Genomic DNA, 20,853 nt, shown 5'->3' on the forward strand with positions numbered 1-20,853 from the left:
TAAAAGGACAGGAGGGGTTCTTATGGAAAAAAAGCTGTTTGGAAATATCTGTTTTACAAGACTTGTGAAAGCACTGATGCTTTCTTACTTTCTTACGATGCTGATGCTGCTCGGGCTGTCCTTTGGGCTGTATAAGTTTGACTTAAGCGAGAAAACAGTCCGGATCGGGATCCTTGCGGTTTACATAATTTCCACATTTGCCGGTGGATTTGCCATGGGAAAAATGGGGAAGACAAGGAAATTCCTGAGGGGATTTATGCTTGGAATGCTCTATTTTCTGCTACTGCTTGCAATTTCAGCAGGGATCTACCGGAGCGTGCAGGGTGGAATGCAGATGATGATCGCCTGGATCCTCTGTGGGGCAGGCGGAATGCTCGGTGGTATGGTGTCCTGAAGGGGAGGAGATGTAATTTTTGCATTGACGGTATCAAGGGATATGGGCGATACTTTTATTTTTTAATCCGGGGGAAGCAGTTGCGCCAAAAGGAAGCTTATACTATACTATAGGTGATAAAAATGCCCGGAGGTGATGAGCCGGGCAAGAGGGAGGAACTCGTGAAAAGGAACACCAGACAGCTTTATTTGATGTTTTTGGTTTTTGCGATAATCATAGCAGCATATTCCTGCCGGCTGCTGGCATGGTTTGATATAGGAGGGAACTATCCAAGCTATGTGCGTGCCGCATTGTATTTATTATTATTTGTCTTGTGGGGGTATTCTCTGGATCAGCGGATTATTCAGAAACCGGTGCTGCACTGTCTTCGCTTGATGGATGTTCTGATGCTTATCTGGTTGACTTTGCGTACTTTGAAATATGAGGTGGTTACAGATCTGACCGTGGCACGTTATTTGTGGTATCTTTATTACCTGTCGATTCTTTTTATTCCGCTGCTTGGTGCATATACTGCAATTTTTCTGGGAAAATCCGAAAATTATCAGCTTTCCAGAAAAAGCTGGTTGTTATCGCTGATTCCGACAGCATTGTTTCTGGCTGTTATCACAAATGATTTCCACCAGCAAGTATTTTCGTTTGCGAGCGGAATTCCGGGGGTGCCGGATAACAAAGTCTTTTTCCATCGTCCGCTTTATTTTGTGAGTGTTGGATGGATGATAGGCTGTGTATTCTTTTCAGTATTTCAGCTGCTGAAAAAAACAAGGCTTCCAAGTATTGGAAAGCGGAGAATGATGCCTTTTGTTTTGAGCTGCGTGATGCTCTTGTATGGAGCACTTTATCTTTTGGGATTTCAGGTCATCCGTGATGTTTTTGGAGATATGAATGTAATGTTTTGTCTCTTTTATGCTGCAATATACGAAAGCTGTATCCATTGCCGTATGATACAGTCAAACACAGGGTATGTCGAGTTATATGAGGCGACAACGCTTGCCTCCTGCATTGCAGATCAAAATGGGCGGATTTTGCTTCGTTCCCGCACAGCAGGAGAGGATATGGTATGTCCAAAAGATGGGGAGAGTATCGTTTATCCGGATGGAATGCGCATCTCTTCGGCACCGATTAAAGATGGTTTTGTCATCTGGGGAGATAACTTGCAGCACCTTACCAAGCTTCGCAAGCAGCTTGATGAGAATAAAAGAAAAAGAGAGAATAACAAAAAGAAATTAAAGGATGCTTATCTTGTGCAGAAGGAGCTATACGAACTAACGGAAAAGAACCGTATTTATGATGAACTGGAAGAAAAACACAAAACCCAGACGAGGAGGATAAAGGAACTTCTTGAACAGTGTAAGAATGCAAAGCCTGAGGTAATGCAGGCGTGTATGAAAGAGATTTTGTTGCTCGGTACTTATATCAAGCGAAGTGCGAATCTGTATTTTCTTTCTCAGGAATACGAAAAGCTTCCACAGCAGGAACTCAGGCTGACGATCGATGAACTGGTACGTGCAATGAATTCCTGCAAAATTGAATGTGGTGCGGTCTATTTAACCACAAAACCGATAGCATCAAAAGAGGTTGTGCGTTTGTTCGAACTGCTAAAAACGGTAACGGAAATGACGATAAATGAGCTGCATTCGCTGTTTATTTCTGTGTCCGATCAGGAGATGAATCTGTCTGTAGAATGTGCGGCTGATTTGTCCCCAATTATTTCTTCTGAGGTAACGGCCGACAAGGAGGATGGATTGTGGCTGATACGTACAGCAATAGGAGGAGAGGATAATGCGTAGGTTGAGGCGCTTTGGGTTTAATCGTATCAAAGAAGGATTTGACCAGCTTCCTACGGCGATCTGCTTTTTTGACAGCAGAGGAAGTATTGTTCTTTGCAACAGGCAGATGTATCGTCTGAGTCATTATTTATTTGAAAGTGATATGCAGTATCTCGGTGAAGTTGAGCGGGCACTTGCGACCCCCCCGGAAGGAATTCTGCAGCTTTCGAATATGGAGGGTACCTATCGTTTTCCGGATAATACCATATGGCAGTTTGAGAAAACAGAAGTAACGGATCGATATGGAGAAACCTATATCCAGCTTACAGCTGCGGATGTTACGGAATTGTGCCATGTGCTCGGACTGCTTTTTGAGGAAAATAAGAGGCTTGCCGAGGATGAAGAACATCTGCAAAGGTTATCTGAAAATGTGGAGAAGATTGCCCGGGAGAAAGAACTTTTGACGGCAAAATCTGCTATGCATGATAATCTTGCAGCCAGTATTATTGTAATGAAGCAGTATCTTTCTGGAGATTTCGGCGGGATCGATGTGGAAACAGTTCTGTGGGAATGGGAGAAGAATATTGTTTTTCGGGAGGTCGAACATTTATCAGAAAAAGAGAAATTGTTTGCCAGTGCAAGAAGCAGTGGTGTCCTTGTGCAGATAGAAGGAAAGGAACCACCGGGAAAAGCAGCAGAGATGATGTATGCTGCTATGCAGGTATGTCTGAATAATGCCCTTCAATATGCGAGAGCGACAGAACTGGAGGCAAATGTTTTTGAAAATGAAACCGGCTATACCGTGATGATCTATAACAACGGACAGCCTCCGGAAAGAGAAATCCGGGAAGGTGGAGGACTTACCAATCTGCGGCACCGGATTGAAACGGAAGGCGGAAGGATGCTCGTACAGAGTTTTCCGGAGTTTGCTCTGGTAATAGAAATTCCTAAGATTTAACACGTTAGGGAGGAATGAAAGTGAAAAAAATACTAATTGTTGAAGATCAGATGCTTGCCCGTAAGTATTTGTGCTCTTGCATAGAAAAAAGCACAGAATGTGAAGTGGCATCTGCCCTGACCCGGGCAGATGCAGCATTGCAGAGATGTGGTGAGGGGCATATTGACCTGGTGGTGATGGATATTTGTACAGAAAATGATTCGGATGGATTAGATGCGGCTGAAGCAATCAAAAAATACTATCCACGGATCAAGATCGTAATGGTGACCTCCATGTTAGAAGGACGATTTCTGGATCGTGCAAGGAAAATAGGAGCGGACAGCTTCTGGTATAAGGATTCTCCTTCCGGTGATCTTATTAGCGTGATCGAAGGGACACTTGCAGGTAAAAATTTCTGGCCGGACAAGGTGCCGGCTGTGCAGCTTGGAAAAGCACTTTCCTGTGACCTTTCCGATCAGGAAATGGAAACCTTACGTTTGTTGTGTGAAGGGAAGACGAATGCCGAGATTGCGGCTAAGCTTCATGTGGCAGAATCATCGGTTCGTACCTATATCAACCGGATGTTAGAGAAAACAGGATACACAAACCGCAATCGCCTGATGGTTGCGGCGGTAAGCAAACGCCTGGTCGTACCGAGCAGTCAGCTCGACGTATAAGAAGAAAATAAAATAGGATTTAGATGTGAAAATTGCTCTGCTTTTTATTAGGTAGAGCGATTTTTTTGTGTAAAATGCTTATTTGTCCACATTTATGAGGACAGACAGAGCTATTTTTCTCTGTTAGACTAAAGAAAAAAAGAAATATAGCAGACACATCGGATATATCGCTGAAAGAAAGGAGGATGGTTCGATGCGAAAAATAGTGGTTGATATGCAGAATTTTCTGTTTGCGGATTCCGTAGCGACTGCCTTCAAAAAATCGGATTATGAGATTGATGTAGTCCGTACGGAGTCTCCAAAAGATACGGTTGAACTTTGTAAGCTTTATAAACCGTTTGTTCTTATCATGGAGGTGACGGGCTATACTCCGTGGAAGCTTTGTGAAAGAATGAAGCTTCGGGATGAAGTAAAGAGGGTGTGTCCTGACTGTAAAATTGCTTTCATCGTGGATTCCAATACAGAAAAACAGGCGGCAAAAGACATTCGGGATGCGAAGAAAAACGGTCTTATCGACCAGTTCTTCTATGGATCCATGACTGCTGAATATCTGATGGATCAGATTTATGCGATGTAAGGAAATGGAAGAACCACCGAGAAGAAACTGCGTATATATCCGACTGACAGAAAGAAGAAAAGAGAGGTGAAAAAAGCTGTTTTCACAAACAGTTATAATGCGAAGAAAGCAGTAGCTCCGGTACAGAAGAAGGCTCCGGACGATAAAATGAAATCTCCTAAGACCGGTAACGACAGCCTGATGGTTATCTGGACTACAATGATTCTTGCCGTTTTGGAGAAAGAAAAAAGGTTCAGTCTTTACAAGGAGAAATGTAATATGAAGAAAATATCATTACTGTTTTGTTTGATAATCCTGCAGGCCGGCTTATTATGCGGATGCAGACTGCCTCATAAGAGCAGTCCGCAAAAGCCTGTGGAAGGCGAGAATAAAAGCGGTCTTGTGAAAGTGCAGGATGATAAAAAAGAAGAGAAGAAGGAAGAAAAAGAGAAGGAAAAAGAAGAGCCGGGGAAGACAGAAATCGTCGAGACGGAAGATATGGAACTGTCACTTCTCAAAAAACAGATCAATCAAAACAGCTGCGGTGCAGGGGTTGCACTTTTCGGGTATGTGGACAGTGAATTTACAAGGACAGATCTTTCATTTTACCTGGAATTTCATCATTTAACAAAAGAGTATCCGTTTTTGTCAGAAGCAGCCTGTTACATGGCGGATGGGCAGGAGCTGTATGCCATCGTTCCGCCAAATGAAAAAGGCAGAGTGACCGTTTATCCTTCTGATATCACGGAAAATGGTGAATATGCAGATGATAAGAGTCATCCGTTATTTGAAGGAAAACCGGGAGAGGCGCTTGTGCTACGTTGTAATTTCAGTGAGATCTATTCCAATGTACTGGTTTCGGTGACAGATGGCGGCGATGCCATAGATTTCCACCCGTCGATTTCATTAATGGACGGCCATCTGGCAGAACTTGCCGGAGTATATGATTTCTCAGTCTATGAGGAAACACCGGATGAACGTTCGGTTGAAATCGCAACAGAGATCCTGCTGGAGTATGGAGAGGTCAGGCAGGGACTGGAAAATGGAATGAAGCTTATGTATACAGGAGAATCAGAGATCATAAACGGAGGCAGCTGTATGCTTTTTGTATTAGGAACTGATAATGGAGAACAGTTTGTGCAGGAACAGCTTTACGGCGTTTGTGATAATCTCATTTATATTTATGATGTTTTTACAGACACATGGAATGCCGCATATTAAACCGTGTTCTTCCGGTGTAACCGGATAACATAGAGGAAGATCATTTCAAAAAGGAAAGGAGAAAATATTATGGGACTTATTAAAGCAGGTATGGGTGCTCTTGGAGGTACTTTTGCAGATCAATGGAAGGAATTTTTCTACTGTGAATCGATGCCAAAGGAGGTACTCGTTACAAAAGGACAAAAACGTGTCACCGGACGTTCAGCGAACACCAAAGGAAATGACAATATTATCTCGAACGGCTCTGGAATTGCTGTAGCAGACGGACAGTGTATGATCATCGTAGAACAGGGCAAGGTCGTAGAAGTCTGTGCAGAACCGGGAGAATTTACTTATGATACTTCTTCCGAACCGTCTATTTTTGCAGGCAGCCTTGGAGAGAGTATCAAAGAAACCTTTAAAACCGTAGGAAAACGTTTTACTTACGGAGGAGATACCGGAAAGGATCAGAGAATCTATTATTTTAATACCAAGGAGATTCTGGAAAATCGCTTCGGAACGCCGAATCCGGTTCCGTTCCGTGTTGTGGATTCCAAGATCGGACTTGATATCGACGTATCGATCCGCTGTTCAGGTGTCTATTCTTACAAGATTGCCGATCCGCTTTTGTTCTACTCTAATGTTTGCGGAAATGTGGAGCAGGAATACTCCAGAGAGGAACTGGATGCTACTCTTAAGACAGAGTTTATCTCTGCTCTTCAGCCGGCATTCGGACATTTGTCTGAACTGGAGCTTCGTCCGAATCAGATCGTGACACATAATACAGATCTTGAAAATGCGATGAATACGGCACTCTCAGAAAAATGGGGCGCACTTCGCGGACTGAAGGTTGTAAGTATTGCCCTTGGATCTGTGACACTTCCGGATGAAGATGCAGAACTTATAAAACAGGCTCAGCGTACAGCGATCATGCGCGATCCTACAATGGCAGCAGCAACGCTGGTCGGAGCACAGGCTGATGCAATGAAGACTGCAGCCGGTAATCAGGCCGGTGCAATGACAGGCTTCATGGGCATGGGCATGGCAATGAATCAGGGCGGCGGTATGAACGCACAGAATTTATTTGCAATGGGTCAGCAACAGCAGGAGCAACAGGCACAGCAGATGACGGCGCAACAGGCTGCACAACAGGCCGTTCAGCAGCCGGCACCGCAGGCAGACGGATGGAAGTGCAGCTGCGGAAACTTTGTTACCGGCAAGTTCTGTCCGGAATGCGGAAGCAAGAAACCGGAACCACAGCCGGCACCGGGTGCATGGAAATGTAAATGCGGAGCCACAGCAACCGGTAAGTTCTGTCCGGAATGCGGATCACCAAAACCGGTAGAGGAAGAAGGATGGACCTGTTCTTGCGGTTCAGTGAATAAAGGAAAATTCTGCCAGAACTGTGGAGCAAAGAAACCGGAAGGCGCACCGCTTTACCGTTGTGATAAATGTGGATGGGAACCGGAAGACCCGACACACCCACCGAAATTCTGCCCAGAATGTGGCGACATCTTTGACGAGAACGACAGACAGTAATTCGCGGGAGAGGAGGGAATTCTATGTTTAGACTCCCATCAGAAAAAGAGGAACATAAGACCACAATCGGTGCTTTGATTTTAAGTATCTTCATTATTATCGCAGGAATCGGCGGCATGATATATACGAAGCATGAAAGCAGTGAGTTTAAGAATTCCACGGATGTTCGAACGCTTCATGCAACCGTTTACAGTTGTGAACAAACGAAAGAAAAAGATGATAAGGGAGACCGAAAAGAAAAATATAAAGTAAGGTTTACTTATGAAATCGATGGAACGACATATGATGATTTTGATACTTACTATAAAGAAATCAGGAAAGGGGATACTGTACTGATCACTGTTTACCGGAACTCTAAAGGAAAATACAAATTGGAACCGGGACCAACTCCGATTTACTTTTTTGCATTTGCTGCAATGATTCCGCTAGGTCTCATTGGTTTCATTGGATTAAGTAAAGATCTTATCAAGTATCACCGGGAAGAAAAAGAGGGTAGAAGACTGTAAGTATGGAAGGAGGGAGTTGCGTGAAGGTACTTTCAGATAAAGCACAAAATAAGGTGATATGTGTATTCTTACTGATTGGTTCGATTGGGCTCGTTGTATATGGAGTTACTCATATTTTTTCCAGTATAGAATATAAACTATCTTCCGATGTTCGTCAGGTAACCGCCGTTGTAAAAGATTATCAGATAAGTGTTAAGACCGATGAAAATGGCGATGAAGATGTAAAGTATCACGCAATTCTGTCCTTTGAAGTGGATGGAAAAACTTATACAGGAAAAGATGTATTTTCCAGAGATATATCCCGGGGGGATGAAGTGACAGAGAAGGCTTACCGGGCTTTGAATGGAGAATACAAGCTTTACACAGGCGATATAGGTGATAACATTACCTCCGTTATGATGATCCCGGCGGGAATCATTATCTCCATATTCCTGATCTATGAAATATTTGGTAAGAGCAAAGAGAAGGAACAAGAGGAACAATAGGTCAACCAGATAGAATGATAGATGAGGAGGGATAAATATGGGATTGTCAGAGGCGATGCTGTTTGCGTTTGCAGCCACCATAATCTGTGCGTTTGCCATTGCTGAGAAAATCATTGACATAGACTTTGAACAGTTTATGCCAAAGAATTTGAAAAAAGCAAAAATGAAAAGAATTCTTGCAAAGCGTGAAACACCGTTGCAAGGGGCAAGGCTTCAGAAGGACATCAAGGATTCCTTTGAAAATGTATTACTTCCACTTGGAAAAGCAGATAAGGGTTATCTTCCAAAGAGAATGGATCTTACATTTCGCAGAAAGATGGTTCATCAGGTGGAACTGCTGGGAAAGCGTAAGCTTTGCCGAGATATCCAGGTGACGGACGTTGTACCACTTCCAAAAAATAATTTCAAAAGATGGAATGATGACGGACGGGAGTGGAGGGAGTCTATCCTGCAATGTAGTTCTTTGGAACGTCTTATTTCTCCTCAATCTGGTAAGACAGTGCATCAGATCTATCGGAAAAACAGTTACCTTCGGATTCTTCAGTCAAGGCATATCCGTCATTCTGACCGTCAGGGTAAGAACAAGGAATTTTATTCCGATAAAGGGACGATCATCTGTCCATCCTGTGGAGCTGAGGTGGAACTGAGCAGTCAGCAAGTCATCTGTCCATATTGTGGCGGTGTGATACAAAGTGAATTCTACGACTGGCAGACAGAGGTATTCGAAATTTATGAGAAAATGGGTGCGAACATGCAATACGGACTATTATTGCTTGCTTACTCGGGCATCATGTTCCTGTGTCTGACCTTGTGCCTTTACCTGATTAAAGACACGGATATTTCTCTTACTATAGGTGTAATTGCTACACTGCTTATACTTCTGGGAATTGCGAAAATTTTTCAATCCAAGGAAGAGAAACAGGAAAAGCTGCCGAAGGAGATCGTCAGATACTCGGAAAATTATTTGAGATCCTGCATCAATGATGCACTTTATAAGGATGTAAACAAGCCGGATCTGATGGATTATGGAATCGGATCGATCATACTTAAAAATGTTATAAATACAGACAAAACAACAGAAATCACCGCTACGGCATATGGAAGTGAAACCTACCTGCCTGAGAGTGGAAAACCGTATATAAAGAAAACAAAAACGACACTCGTTTTGCAGAGGGCGAGATATCCAGAAAGAAGGAAGACGGACGGAGCATTTTTCAAGGAAAAAGATTGCCCATCTTGTGGAGCCAATTTCATACCGGATGAACACAATTGTTGTTCCTTCTGTGGTTATAGCTTCCAGGTAGACAATGCCAAATGGGTCGTAAAAGCAACAGGAGAATCATAAACAAGAAAAGAAAATGTCCGGAAATCCGGTATTGGCTGAAAGGAGGATGAATTATGCAAACAAATGTGCAATCTATGGCGACCGTACAGAGTGGATCCGGAGAGCGGACGAAGCACTTGCGGAATTTGATCGACAGGCGCATTAAGAGAGGAGGATTTTTATGGCAGGCTTGCAGGAATATAAATGTCCCTGCTGTGGCGGTGCGATAGCCTTTGACAGTACGATCCAGAAGATGAAGTGTCCGTATTGCGACACAGAGTTCGAAATGGACGCATTGAAGGGATATGATGCCGAACTGCAGGACGAAGAAACAGACAGCATGGAATGGGAAACCGCAGCAGGCGGTGAATGGGGAGAAGGAGAAACGGATGGTCTGCGTACTTATGTGTGTAAATCCTGTGGAGGAGAAATTGTAGGTGACGCAAATACAGCGGCAACATCCTGCCCATTCTGTGATAATCCAATCGTTATGATGGGACAATTCTCCGGCTCCCTGAAACCGGATCTGGTCATTCCGTTTAAACTGGATAAAAAAGCAGCAAAAGAAGGGCTCATGAAGCATCTTACAGGAAAACGTCTTCTGCCGAAGATTTTTAAGGATCAGAACCATATTGACGAGATCAAAGGAGTCTATGTACCGTTCTGGCTATTTGATACCGATGTAGACGCTAAGGTCCGTTATAAGGCAACCAAGATCCGTACTTGGAGTGACAGTGATTACAATTATACCCAGACCAGTTATTATATGGTGCACAGAGGCGGAAGTGTTGGATTTGAATACGTTCCGGTAGATGGCTCTACAAAAATGGCGGATGATCTGATGGAATCCATCGAACCGTTTAACTGTGGGGAGGCAGTGGATTTCCAGACGGCTTATCTTGCCGGTTACCTGGCAGATAAGTATGATGTGACTGCAGAAGAAAGCATTGACCGGGCGAATGAGCGTGTGAAAAAATCTACGGAGCAGGCATTTGCCGAAACAGTCATTGGTTACGATACTGTAGTAGCTGAAAATACCAGTGTGCAGTTCCATGGCGGAAAAGCCAAGTATGCTTTATATCCGGTGTGGCTTTTAAATACCACATGGAATGGTAACAAATATACATTTGCAATGAACGGACAGACCGGAAAATTCGTCGGCGACCTGCCGGTAGATAAGGCGGCAGCAACTCGTTGGACACTGATGCTGGCAACCACGTTCACGGCAGTAACCTACGGTGCAGCAACACTTCTGCACTTTCTCGGACTGTTTTAGGGGGTGACGGAATGAAAAAGAAAATAATATCACTTCTGCTTGTTCTGGCCCTTTGCCTGGGGATGACGTTTTCGGTTTCAGCCGAAGATGCAGAAGGATTTGCAAATGATTATTGTCGTGTGCAGGACATGGCGGGACTTATGACGGATAGTGAGGAAGCAAAATTAAATGACATACTTGATGAACTGAGTATCCGACAGAAAATGGATGTTGTCGTTGTGACAACAAATACGCTGGATGAAAAAACGGTGCAAGAATACGCCGATGATATTTATGATTACGGAAACTTCGGATATGGACAGGATAAGGATGGAATCCTTCTTCTCATTAGTCTGGGAGAAGAGAATGACTGTTATATTTCAACCTGTGGTTACGGAATCACAGCTTTTACCGATGCAGGGATCAAATACATTTCAAAAGAAATGACGAGTGATCTGAAGGATGGAAATTATTTTTCGGCATTTCAGACTTTTTCAGAGCTGTGTGACGAATTCATTACACAGGCAAGAAACGGAAAGCCGTATGACAGGAAAAGTCTTCCAAAGGAGCCATTATCCCCAATCTGGATTCTGATCTCCCTTGGGGTAGGAGTTGTTCTGTCACTTGTCATTGTCGGTAGGATGAAGGCACAGCTTAAAACGGTTCGTTTTCAGGCGGCAGCAGGCAGCTATGTAAAAGACGATAGTCTGGATATTACAGAAAGCAGAGATATGTTCCTTTATGAAACGACTTCGAAAACGGCGAAAGAAAAGAAGAGCTCTTCCGGCGGCAGCAGTACACATACTTCTTCATCAGGAAGAACCCACGGTGGCGGAGGCAGCAAATTTTAGGGAAAATACCTCCTGTCATTTGTTTTAGATTGGATTTTTGCGTTGACGGTAAGTTGGAAAATGTGCTATACTGTATCACATAATGAGCAAAGAAGGAGGATATTACAATGAAACACATTAAAACATTGAATACACAGACTCTGAACAATACAGTAAAGAAGGGCGGATGCGGAGAATGCCAGACATCCTGTCAGTCAGCATGCAAGACTTCTTGTACAGTAGGAAATCAGACTTGCGAACACAGCAAATAAGAGATATTTGTAAGTGTAGTGAATAAGTATGACAAGCAGGCAGCGGCTTTAAAGCCGCTGTCATTTGACGTATGAGGAAAAATTTGAAAAATAAGGATAGAAAGGGGTACCGGTTGTGATTCATCAGTACCAGAACAATGGATATAATATTGTACTTGATGTCAACAGCGGATGCGTTCATGTAGTGGACGAGCCGGGGTACGAAGTTATTGCATGTCTGAACCGTATGAACGAGAATCAGACAGTGCAGACGCTGAAAGAAGAAAGTACATGGAACCAGCTGAAAGATGAGCTGGAAGGGAAATATTCCGAAGAAGAACTCAGAGATATATTGGATGATGTGACAGAGCTGACTGCAAACGGACAGCTTTTTGTTGTTGATACATATGAACCTTTTATCGGGGAGGTTATCAAGCGTAAGACGGTTGTGAAGGCACTCTGCCTGCATATCGCACACGACTGCAATCTTGCCTGCAAATACTGTTTTGCAGAAGAAGGAGAGTATCACGGAAGAAGAGCGCTTATGACTTATGAAGTTGGTAAGAAAGCCCTGGATTTTCTGATCGCCAATTCCGGAACAAGAAGGAATCTGGAAGTTGATTTCTTTGGTGGAGAACCACTTATGAACTGGCAGGTTGTCAAAGACCTGGTCGCATACGGAAGAGAGCAGGAAAAGCTTCATGATAAGCACTTCCGTTTTACTGTAACTACGAACGGAGTGCTTCTGAATGATGAGATTCAGGAGTTTATCAATAAAGAGATGGATAACGTGGTCATCAGCCTTGACGGACGTAAGGAAGTAAATGACAGAATGCGTCCTTTCAGAAACGGAAAAGGAAGCTATGATCTGATCGTTCCAAAGTTCCAGAAGCTTGCTGATTCACGTAATCAGGAGCGCTACTATATCCGCGGAACATTTACCAGAAACAATCTGGATTTTTCAGAGGATGTAAAGCATTTTGCAGAGCTTGGCTTCAAGCAGATGTCGATCGAACCGGTTGTCGGGGATGAATCTGATCCGTATGCAATTCGTGAAGAAGATCTTCCACAGATCTTTGATGAGTATGATAAGCTTGCAAGATATATCATCGAGAAAGACAAAAAGGGAGAAGGATTCAATTTCTTCCACTTCATGATCGACCTGGAAGGAGGACCTTGTCTGTACAAACGTCTGTCCGGATGTGGTTCGGGAACAGAATACCTTGCTGTTACACCATGGGGAGATTTCTATCCGTGTCATCAGTTTGTAGGTGATGAAAATTTCCTGATGGGAAATGTAAACGAAGGAATTACAAGACCGGAGATCGCAGATGAGTTCCGTTGCTGCAATGTATATACCAAAGAAAAATGCAAGAAATGTTTTGCAAGATTCTACTGCAGTGGCGGGTGTATGGCAAACGCATACAAGTATGCAGACGGATTAAATGATTCTTATGATCTGGGCTGTGAGATGGAACGTAAGCGCGTAGAATGCGCGATTATGATAAAGGCTGCAATGGCAGACGAAAACTAAGAAAGGGACTTGGACATGAAGAAGAGTAAAGGAATAGTAAGCCTTGTTCTGATTGCTGCACTTTTAGGACTTCTTGGATTTACCTGCTGGCAGGGATTTGGTTCCTCCCACACAGGTTCCACAAGAAATATTAATCTTGGTCTTGACCTTGCCGGTGGTGTCAGCATCACTTATCAGGCAAAAGACAAGAATCCTTCCGCAGAAGATATGAAGGATACCATCTACAAGCTGCAGAAGCGTGTAGAGCAGTACAGCACAGAGGCGAGTGTATATCAGGAAGGGGACGACCGGATCAATATTGAGATCCCGGGCGTATCAGATGCGAATAAGGTACTGGAAGAACTTGGAAAACCTGGATCACTGGTGTTCCAGGATGCAGATGGCAACACCGTTCTTGAAGGAACAGATGTTAAAAATGCAGAGGCCCAGACGCAGGAAAACTCTACGACTAAGAATAAAGAATATGTAGTTGCCCTGCAGCTTACCAAAGAAGGAACAACCAAATTTGCAGAAGCAACAGCAGCAAATGTAGGAAAACAGATTTCCATTATTTATGATGGACAGACAATCAGTTCACCAAGAGTTAATCAGGCGATCGAAGGCGGAGAAGCCGTTATCACAGGGATGTCAAGCTATGAAGAAGCAGACAATCTTGCAGCTACCATCCGAATCGGTGGACTTTCTCTGGAACTGGAAGAACTTCGCTCTAATGTAGTAGCTGCACAGCTCGGAGAAGAAGCAATCAGCACAAGCTTAATGGCTGGTGCCATCGGACTTGCCATCATCTTCGTATTTATGTGCTTCGTATATCTGCTTCCGGGACTTGCAGCAGGTCTTGCACTTCTGATCTATACAGGACTGATCCTGGTGCTTTTAAATGCATTCAATATCACTCTTACCCTTCCGGGTATTGCAGGTATTATTCTTGGAATCGGTATGGCGGTGGATGCCAACGTTATCATTTTCGCCCGTGTGCGTGAAGAAGTGACAACAGGTATCAGTGTTAAGACTTCCCTGAAGAATGGTTTCCACAAAGCAATGTCTGCGATCGTTGACGGTAACGTAACAACTCTGATCGCTGCAGCTATTCTCTGGTTCAAGGGTTCAGGTTCTGTAAAAGGATTTGCACAGACACTGGCACTTGGTATTGTTGTGTCAATGTTTACGGCACTTGTTATTACCAGGATCATCATTTTCTCGCTGTATGCGATTGGTCTTCGTGATGTGAAATTTTATGCGAAGAAATTCAAAAAAGAAAGAAAAATTATCGACTTCCTCGGAAAGAAAGCCATTTTCTTTGCAATATCAATTGCTGTGATCGCAGCAGGTTTTGTGACAATGGGAGTCCAGTCGGGAAAAGGTGAAGGTGCGCTGAACTACAGCCTGGAATTCAAGGGTGGTACGGCTACAACCGTAACATTTGATAAAGATTACTCGATCAAAGAGATTGATTCAAAGATCGTTCCGGTTGTAGAAGATGTGACCGGAGATCACAATGTACAGGCACAGAAAGTAAAAGACAGCAATCAGATTATCATCAAGACACAGACGCTGAATCTTGACGAAAGAGAAGCACTTAACAATGCGCTTGCTGATAAATTTGGTGTAGACACATCGACAATTACAGCAGAAAATATCAGTTCTACGGTAAGCTCCGAGATGAGACAGGATGCGATCATTGCAGTTATCATTTCAGCGATCTGTATGCTGATCTATATCTGGTTCCGGTTCAAAGATGTACGTTTCGCATCAAGTGCGGTTCTTGCTCTTTTACACGATTTGTTATTTGTGCTTACATTCTATGCACTTGCAAGAACATCTGTCGGTAATACATTTATCGCATGTATGCTGACAATCCTTGGATATTCTATCAATGCGACGATCGTTATTTTCGACCGTATCCGTGAAGAGCTTCGGGTCATGAAGAGAAGCGATGATCTGAAAGCGCTTGTAAACAGAAGTATCACTTATACACTGACAAGAAGTATTTACACAACATTTACTACATTTGTCATGGTAGCGGTTCTTTATATCATGGGTGTAAGCTCTATTAAAGAATTTGCAGCACCTCTTATGGTTGGTATTGCAGGTGGCGGATATTCATCTGTATGTATCACCGGTGCATTATGGTATGTAATGAAAACAAAAATCGGCGGCAAAAAAGCAGCGAAAAAGAAATAACTGACAGAAAATGAGGTGTCGGAGGAGAATCCTCCGGCATCTTTGTATTATCTGACTACCAAAGAAAGGAAAAGAGAAAATGGAGAACTGGGTACTTCTGAGAAAAGGAGCGGATTTTCAGCATATCAGTGAGAAATTCCATATCAGTCCGCGAGTGGCTTCCCTGATAAGAAACCGGGATGTGATCGGGGATGATGCGATCGAGAAATATTTAAACGGTACGATCGCCGATCTGTACGATGGAATGCTGATGAAGGATATGGACAAGGCAGTAGCGGTTCTTGGAGAAAAGATAAAAGAAAATGCAAAAATCAGAATCATCGGAGACTATGATATTGATGGAATCCAGTCGACCTATATTCTTCTGGAGGGATTCCGGATGCTCGGAGCTGATGTGGACAGTGACATTCCGGATCGTATGAAGGACGGGTATGGTCTGAACCGGAACCTGATCGACCGGGCGCTGGAGGCCGACGTGGATACGATCATTACCTGTGATAACGGGATTGCGGCGGCAGAGGAGATCGCCTATGCAAAAAGTATGGGAATGACGATTGTGGTGACGGATCATCATGAGGTCCCGTATACGGAAATTGGCACGGGACGAAGATATATTCTGCCGGAGGCAGATGCGGTTGTGGATCCGAAGCAGGAGGACTGTACTTATCCGTTCAAAGGGCTGTGCGGGGCTGCGGTTGCTTACAAGCTGGTGGAGGCTCTGATGGAAGCCATGGGAAAAGATGCGGAAGATGCAGATTATCTGATGGAAAATGTGGCAATCGCAACGATCGGTGATGTTATGGATCTGGTGGACGAAAACCGTATTTTCGTTAAACAGGGACTGGATATGCTGAAACGGACGGAGAATCTGGGACTGAAGGCGCTGATGGAATGTACTGGTGTGAATGTAGATAAGCTGTCTCCGTATCACATTGGATTTGTGATCGGTCCGTGTATGAATGCCAGTGGAAGATTGGATACAGCAAAGCGTGCCCTGGAGCTTCTGGAGGCAAAGAAAGTGGCGGAGGCGGATCTGCTGGCAGGTGATCTGAAAGCACTCAATGACAGCCGGAAGGATATGACGGCGCAGGCGGTAGAAGAGGCGTTTATCCAGGTGGAGAACAGTGAACTTAAGGATGCAGACGTGCTGGTGGTCTACCTGCCGGAATGTCATGAAAGCCTTGCCGGGATCGTGGCAGGAAGGATCCGGGAAAAATATTACCGTCCGGTCTTTGTGCTGACGAAGGGCGCGGAAGATTTAAAGGGCTCAGGAAGATCGATCGAGACCTGGCACATGTATGAAGGACTGAACCGGGTAAAGCATCTGTTGTCAAAATTTGGCGGGCATAAGATGGCGGCAGGTCTCTCCATGCCGGAGGAGAATCTGGAACAGTTCCGTAAGGAGATTAACGAAAAATCCGGGATCACACCAGAGGATCTGAATGAAAAGATTGCCATAGATATGCAGCTCCCGTTTGAATGTGTCAATGAAAAATTTATCGGAGAGCTTGCGGTTCTGGAACCATTTGGCAAAGGAAATGCACGTCCGGTCTTTGCAGAAAGACAGGTACAGGTGGAAAGTGCGAGAATCCTTGGCAAGAATAAAAATGTGCTGAAGTTGCAGGTGAAGGATCTTCACGGTACAAGGATGGATGCCATGTATTTTGGAGATGTGAATACCTTTGTGGAATATGTGCGTGAAAAGTTTGGAGATATTGCCTGTGAGTGTCTGCTGCGCGGACATGGGCATGGAATTGTTATGGCATTTACCTATTATCCTGATATCAATGAGTATCAGGGAGTCCGTAAGCCACAGATTGTGATCCAAAATTATAAATAATTTGAAAAACAGCAATTTTATGCTATACTAATAGATATTGCATATATTTGTAGGTAAGGTGGAGAAGAAAGATGAAAAAACTTGAAGAATATGTTGTCAGCATTCCGGATTATCCGGAAAAAGGAATTATTTTCAGAGATGTAACCAGCATTCTTGAAGATCCGGAAGGGCTTCAGCTTTCCATTCGGGAACTGCAGGATAAGCTTGAAGGCATGGATTTCAACATCGTGATCGGACCGGAGTCCAGAGGATTTATTTTTGGAATGCCGATTGCATATAATCTGCAAAAAGCATTTGTGCCGATCCGTAAAAAAGGAAAGCTTCCTTGTGAGACAGCATCAATCAAGTATGATCTGGAATATGGAAGTGCAGAGATCGAGATCCACAAGCGTTCGATCAAACCGGGAGACAAGGTTGTGATCGTAGATGACCTGATGGCAACAGGCGGTACGGCAGAAGCAATGATCAAACTGATCGAAGGACTTGGCGGTGAGGTTGTAGAAGTTCTCTGCCTGATCGAACTGATGGGATTAAAAGGACGGGAAAAACTGAAAGGATACAAAGTAGATTCCGTAATCCAGTATCCGGGAAACTAATGAGAAAGAAGGGAAGGCTATGGCAGACGATATCGGAATCCAGCAGGAGATGCTGATCGAACCAACACATAAAAAACTGGAGATCGTAGATGGTCATGCGGTAAAGGATGTGGAAGATTATCAGAATCCGGAACTGCTCTATAAAAGTCTGATCGAGCGAGTCAGAAAGTACCATCCTTCGGCGGACGTCTCTATGATCGAAAAAGCATATCATATTGCAAGAGATGCGCATAAAGGGCAGACACGGAAATCCGGAGAAGAGTATATTATCCATCCTCTGTGGGTAGGAATCATTCTGGCACAACTGGAGATGGACAAAGAGACGATCGTTGCCGGCATCCTTCATGATGTGGTAGAAGACACGGTGATGACGGACGAAGAAATCCGTCAGGAATTCGGAGATGAGGTGGCTCTTCTGGTAGACGGTGTCACAAAGCTGGGACAGCTTTCCTATTCAGCGGATAAGCTGGAGGTCCAGGCTGAGAATCTTCGTAAGATGTTCCTTGCGATGGCAAAAGATATCCGTGTTATCATCATCAAGCTTGCCGACCGTCTGCACAATATGCGTACCCTGCAGTATATGCGACCGGAGAAGCAGTTGGAAAAAGCAAAAGAAACCATGGATATCTATGCTCCGATCGCACAACGGCTTGGTATTTCCAAGATCAAGACAGAGCTTGATGACCTGGCACTCAAATATTCCCAACCGGAGGTTTTTAACGATCTGGTAAAGCAGATCAATGCAAGAAAAACGGAAAGGGAAGAATTTGTCCAGCAGATCGTGGATGAGGTTTCCACGCATATGAAGAATGCGAACATTGATGCAGAAGTGAACGGACGTGTGAAGCATTTCTTCAGCATTTATAAGAAGATGGTGAACCAGGATAAGACGGTGGATCAGATCTATGATTTGTTTGCAGTCCGTATTATCGTAGATTCTGTAAAAGACTGTTATGCGGCGCTTGGAGTTATCCATGAGATGTATACACCGGTACCGGGACGTTTTAAAGATTATATTGCAATGCCGAAGGCAAATATGTACCAGTCTCTGCATACGACTCTGATGAGTTCGATCGGTCAGCCGTTTGAGATCCAGATCCGTACAAAAGAGATGCATAAAACTGCTGAATACGGTATTGCGGCACACTGGAAATATAAAGAGTCTGAAGATGGAAAGAAGAGCGTTGAAGCGAAGGAAGAAGAGAAACTGAGCTGGCTTCGTCAGATTCTGGAATGGCAGCGAGACATGTCAGACAACCGGGAATTTCTGAATCTTCTGAAAGGAGACCTGGATCTATTTGCAGAGGATGTATACTGCTTTACACCGAATGGAGATGTCAAGAACCTGCCGAACGGTTCTACGCCGGTTGACTTTGCCTATGCGATCCATACTGCGGTTGGCAACAAGATGGTAGGTGCCAGAGTCAATGGCAAGCTGGTCAATATCGATTACAAGATCCAGAACGGGGACCGAATCGAGATCCTGACTTCGCAGAACTCCAAAGGACCGAGCCGTGACTGGCTGAGTATCGTCAAGAGTACCCAGGCGAAGAACAAGATCAACCAGTGGTTTAAGAAAGAATTCAAAGAAGAAAATATTGTACGTGGTAAGGAAATGCTCGCCACGTACTGTAAGGCAAAAGGATTTGTACTCTCGGATCTGATGAAACCGAAATATATGCAGATCGTGCAGGAAAAGTACGGCTTTAAGGACTGGGATTCGATCCTTGCAGCACTTGGACATGGCGGATTGAAGGAAGGGCAGATCGTCAACCGTCTTGCAGAAGAATACAGTAAGGATCACCGAAAAGAACTGACCGACGAAAGTGTTCTGGAAAAGGTTGCGGAAGCGGCAAAGAACAAGGTGCATATCACCAGATCCAAGAGTGGTATCGTGGTCAAGGGAATCGACGATATGGCAGTGCGTTTTTCCAGATGCTGCAATCCGGTGCCGGGAGATGAGATCGTTGGCTTTATCACCCGCGGACGCGGAATGTCAATCCACCGGACGGACTGTGTCAATATCATTCATCTGTCAGAAGCGGAAAGGGTGCGTCTGATCCCGGCAGAATGGGAAAAACCGGAGGAAGGTACAGATACCGGAAGCTATCTGGCTGAGATCAAGATGTATGCAAATGACAGGCAGGGACTTCTGATGGATATGTCTAAGGTGTTCACGGAGATGAATATTGATGTGAAGTCTATGAATGTAAGAACCAGCAAACAGGGAACAGCAACAATCGAAGCCGGATTTATTGTCCGGGGAAGAGAGGAGCTTGGAAAAGTGATTGGAAAGCTCCGGCAGATCGTCGGCGTGCTGGATATAGAACGAGCAGTGGGGTAAAAAGAAATGAAAATCGAAAAATTTGTAACAGGAATTATCAGTACCAATTGTTACATTGTTACTAATGAAGAAACAAAAGAGACCGTGATCGTTGATCCGGCAAACCTGTCAAAAGCGATGATCGGTTATATCGAAGAGGAAGAGCTTGTAATTAAGGCAATTCTTCTGACTCATGCGCATTTTGATCATATCATGGGAATCGATAAAGTGATCGACCGGTATGGAGAAATGCCGGTTTACGTAGAAGAATCTGATCTGGAGCTTCTTCACACACCGTCTATGAATGAGTCAACGGTATATACAAATGGCTACAGCTACCCGGGTGGAGACGTGATCCATGATGGAGATGTGCTTCATCTGATCGGAGAAGATTTCCGGGTGATCCATACACCGGGACATACACAGGGCGGCGTATGCTACTATGTAGAAAAAGAGGGAGTACTTTTCAGTGGAGATACATTGTTCTGTTGTTCAGTCGGAAGAAGTGATTTTGCAACCAGTAGCACTTCTGCACTGATTCGTTCGATCAAGGAAAAGCTGTTCCTGCTTCCGGATGAAACAAAGGTATTCCCGGGACATATGGGCGCAACAACGATTGGCAACGAAAAAGTGAACAACCCGTATGTATAGAGGAGCAG

Annotated in this window: 19 protein-coding genes; all 19 read left to right on the forward strand. The window is 44.2% G+C overall.

The window, feature by feature from the left end:
• Nucleotides 1-22: 22 nt before the first annotated feature.
• On the forward strand, nucleotides 23-394 hold the full coding sequence (locus tag AB5213_RS04445; protein ID WP_008369690.1) for a TIGR04086 family membrane protein: 372 nt from the start codon (nucleotides 23-25) through the stop codon (nucleotides 392-394).
• A gap of 122 nt (nucleotides 395-516) precedes the next feature.
• Nucleotides 517-2,181: a histidine kinase N-terminal 7TM domain-containing protein gene (locus AB5213_RS04450; RefSeq protein ID WP_252198774.1), complete on the forward strand. Its 1,665-nt coding sequence runs from the start codon at nucleotides 517-519 to the stop codon at nucleotides 2,179-2,181.
• Complete coding sequence (locus tag AB5213_RS04455) at nucleotides 2,174-3,118, forward strand: ATP-binding protein (protein ID WP_215634104.1); 945 nt, start codon at nucleotides 2,174-2,176, stop codon at nucleotides 3,116-3,118. The genes AB5213_RS04450 and AB5213_RS04455 overlap by 8 nt, the downstream gene beginning before the upstream one ends.
• 14 nt (nucleotides 3,119-3,132) lie before the next feature.
• On the forward strand, nucleotides 3,133-3,774 hold the full coding sequence (locus AB5213_RS04460; RefSeq protein WP_055156765.1) for a response regulator transcription factor: 642 nt from the start codon (nucleotides 3,133-3,135) through the stop codon (nucleotides 3,772-3,774).
• A 193-nt stretch (nucleotides 3,775-3,967) separates the two neighbouring features.
• Nucleotides 3,968-4,351, forward strand: coding sequence for a hypothetical protein (locus AB5213_RS04465; protein ID WP_008369677.1), 384 nt, complete (start codon nucleotides 3,968-3,970; stop codon nucleotides 4,349-4,351).
• A gap of 66 nt (nucleotides 4,352-4,417) precedes the next feature.
• Complete coding sequence (locus tag AB5213_RS04470; RefSeq protein WP_173685111.1) at nucleotides 4,418-5,551, forward strand: hypothetical protein; 1,134 nt, start codon at nucleotides 4,418-4,420, stop codon at nucleotides 5,549-5,551.
• 69 nt (nucleotides 5,552-5,620) lie between these two features.
• On the forward strand, nucleotides 5,621-7,069 hold the full coding sequence (locus AB5213_RS04475; protein ID WP_215634105.1) for an SPFH domain-containing protein: 1,449 nt from the start codon (nucleotides 5,621-5,623) through the stop codon (nucleotides 7,067-7,069).
• A 23-nt stretch (nucleotides 7,070-7,092) separates the two neighbouring features.
• Nucleotides 7,093-7,575 (forward strand): DUF3592 domain-containing protein, encoded by a 483-nt coding sequence (locus AB5213_RS04480; protein ID WP_055156771.1) that lies wholly within the window; start codon nucleotides 7,093-7,095, stop codon nucleotides 7,573-7,575.
• 20 nt (nucleotides 7,576-7,595) lie between these two features.
• Entirely contained in the window at nucleotides 7,596-8,060 is a 465-nt protein-coding gene (locus AB5213_RS04485) for a hypothetical protein (RefSeq protein ID WP_055156773.1), read from the forward strand.
• A gap of 37 nt (nucleotides 8,061-8,097) precedes the next feature.
• A complete protein-coding gene (locus tag AB5213_RS04490) occupies nucleotides 8,098-9,405 on the forward strand; it encodes a hydrogenase maturation nickel metallochaperone HypA (RefSeq protein ID WP_215634106.1) in 1,308 nt (435 codons plus the stop codon).
• 160 nt (nucleotides 9,406-9,565) lie between these two features.
• Nucleotides 9,566-10,660 (forward strand): hypothetical protein, encoded by a 1,095-nt coding sequence (locus tag AB5213_RS04495; protein ID WP_173685106.1) that lies wholly within the window; start codon nucleotides 9,566-9,568, stop codon nucleotides 10,658-10,660.
• Between the two features lie 11 nt (nucleotides 10,661-10,671).
• Entirely contained in the window at nucleotides 10,672-11,490 is an 819-nt protein-coding gene (locus AB5213_RS04500; RefSeq protein ID WP_177999362.1) for a TPM domain-containing protein, read from the forward strand.
• 107 nt (nucleotides 11,491-11,597) lie between these two features.
• Nucleotides 11,598-11,741, forward strand: a complete 144-nt coding sequence (scfA, locus tag AB5213_RS04505; RefSeq protein ID WP_008369659.1) for a six-cysteine ranthipeptide SCIFF — start codon at nucleotides 11,598-11,600, stop codon at nucleotides 11,739-11,741.
• Between the two features lie 115 nt (nucleotides 11,742-11,856).
• Nucleotides 11,857-13,254, forward strand: a complete 1,398-nt coding sequence (gene scfB, locus AB5213_RS04510) for a thioether cross-link-forming SCIFF peptide maturase (protein WP_117834288.1) — start codon at nucleotides 11,857-11,859, stop codon at nucleotides 13,252-13,254.
• Nucleotides 13,255-13,269: 15 nt separating this feature from the next.
• Nucleotides 13,270-15,435: a protein translocase subunit SecD gene (gene secD, locus AB5213_RS04515; RefSeq protein WP_215634107.1), complete on the forward strand. Its 2,166-nt coding sequence runs from the start codon at nucleotides 13,270-13,272 to the stop codon at nucleotides 15,433-15,435.
• A gap of 79 nt (nucleotides 15,436-15,514) precedes the next feature.
• On the forward strand, nucleotides 15,515-17,275 hold the full coding sequence (gene recJ, locus AB5213_RS04520) for a single-stranded-DNA-specific exonuclease RecJ (RefSeq protein WP_215634108.1): 1,761 nt from the start codon (nucleotides 15,515-15,517) through the stop codon (nucleotides 17,273-17,275).
• 71 nt (nucleotides 17,276-17,346) lie between these two features.
• Nucleotides 17,347-17,871, forward strand: coding sequence for an adenine phosphoribosyltransferase (locus tag AB5213_RS04525; RefSeq protein ID WP_022221132.1), 525 nt, complete (start codon nucleotides 17,347-17,349; stop codon nucleotides 17,869-17,871).
• Between the two features lie 19 nt (nucleotides 17,872-17,890).
• Nucleotides 17,891-20,215, forward strand: a complete 2,325-nt coding sequence (locus AB5213_RS04530; RefSeq protein ID WP_173686666.1) for a bifunctional (p)ppGpp synthetase/guanosine-3',5'-bis(diphosphate) 3'-pyrophosphohydrolase — start codon at nucleotides 17,891-17,893, stop codon at nucleotides 20,213-20,215.
• Nucleotides 20,216-20,221: 6 nt separating this feature from the next.
• Nucleotides 20,222-20,845, forward strand: a complete 624-nt coding sequence (locus tag AB5213_RS04535) for an MBL fold metallo-hydrolase (RefSeq protein ID WP_008369645.1) — start codon at nucleotides 20,222-20,224, stop codon at nucleotides 20,843-20,845.
• Nucleotides 20,846-20,853: the final 8 nt, after the last annotated feature.

It is taken from the genome of Coprococcus sp. RTP21204st1_G4_RTP21204_210225 (genome assembly GCF_040915385.1).
Taxonomy (GTDB): domain Bacteria; phylum Bacillota; class Clostridia; order Lachnospirales; family Lachnospiraceae; genus Allocoprococcus; species Allocoprococcus comes.

What these genes read in the sequence shown, in the direction of transcription:
- AB5213_RS04465 (WP_008369677.1), top strand. Translation starts at nt 3,968, where the DNA reads ATGCGAAAAATAGTGGTTGATATGCAGAATTTTCTGTTTGCGGATTCC.
- AB5213_RS04455 (WP_215634104.1), top strand. Translation starts at nt 2,174, where the DNA reads ATGCGTAGGTTGAGGCGCTTTGGGTTTAATCGTATCAAAGAAGGATTT.
- AB5213_RS04475 (WP_215634105.1), top strand. Translation starts at nt 5,621, where the DNA reads ATGGGACTTATTAAAGCAGGTATGGGTGCTCTTGGAGGTACTTTTGCA.
- secD (WP_215634107.1), top strand. Translation starts at nt 13,270, where the DNA reads ATGAAGAAGAGTAAAGGAATAGTAAGCCTTGTTCTGATTGCTGCACTT.
- AB5213_RS04445 (WP_008369690.1), top strand. Translation starts at nt 23, where the DNA reads ATGGAAAAAAAGCTGTTTGGAAATATCTGTTTTACAAGACTTGTGAAA.
- AB5213_RS04490 (WP_215634106.1), top strand. Translation starts at nt 8,098, where the DNA reads ATGGGATTGTCAGAGGCGATGCTGTTTGCGTTTGCAGCCACCATAATC.
- scfA (WP_008369659.1), top strand. Translation starts at nt 11,598, where the DNA reads ATGAAACACATTAAAACATTGAATACACAGACTCTGAACAATACAGTA.
- AB5213_RS04500 (WP_177999362.1), top strand. Translation starts at nt 10,672, where the DNA reads ATGAAAAAGAAAATAATATCACTTCTGCTTGTTCTGGCCCTTTGCCTG.
- recJ (WP_215634108.1), top strand. Translation starts at nt 15,515, where the DNA reads ATGGAGAACTGGGTACTTCTGAGAAAAGGAGCGGATTTTCAGCATATC.
- AB5213_RS04535 (WP_008369645.1), top strand. Translation starts at nt 20,222, where the DNA reads ATGAAAATCGAAAAATTTGTAACAGGAATTATCAGTACCAATTGTTAC.
- AB5213_RS04530 (WP_173686666.1), top strand. Translation starts at nt 17,891, where the DNA reads ATGGCAGACGATATCGGAATCCAGCAGGAGATGCTGATCGAACCAACA.
- AB5213_RS04480 (WP_055156771.1), top strand. Translation starts at nt 7,093, where the DNA reads ATGTTTAGACTCCCATCAGAAAAAGAGGAACATAAGACCACAATCGGT.
- AB5213_RS04460 (WP_055156765.1), top strand. Translation starts at nt 3,133, where the DNA reads ATGAAAGTGAAAAAAATACTAATTGTTGAAGATCAGATGCTTGCCCGT.
- AB5213_RS04495 (WP_173685106.1), top strand. Translation starts at nt 9,566, where the DNA reads ATGGCAGGCTTGCAGGAATATAAATGTCCCTGCTGTGGCGGTGCGATA.
- AB5213_RS04525 (WP_022221132.1), top strand. Translation starts at nt 17,347, where the DNA reads ATGAAAAAACTTGAAGAATATGTTGTCAGCATTCCGGATTATCCGGAA.
- AB5213_RS04450 (WP_252198774.1), top strand. Translation starts at nt 517, where the DNA reads ATGCCCGGAGGTGATGAGCCGGGCAAGAGGGAGGAACTCGTGAAAAGG.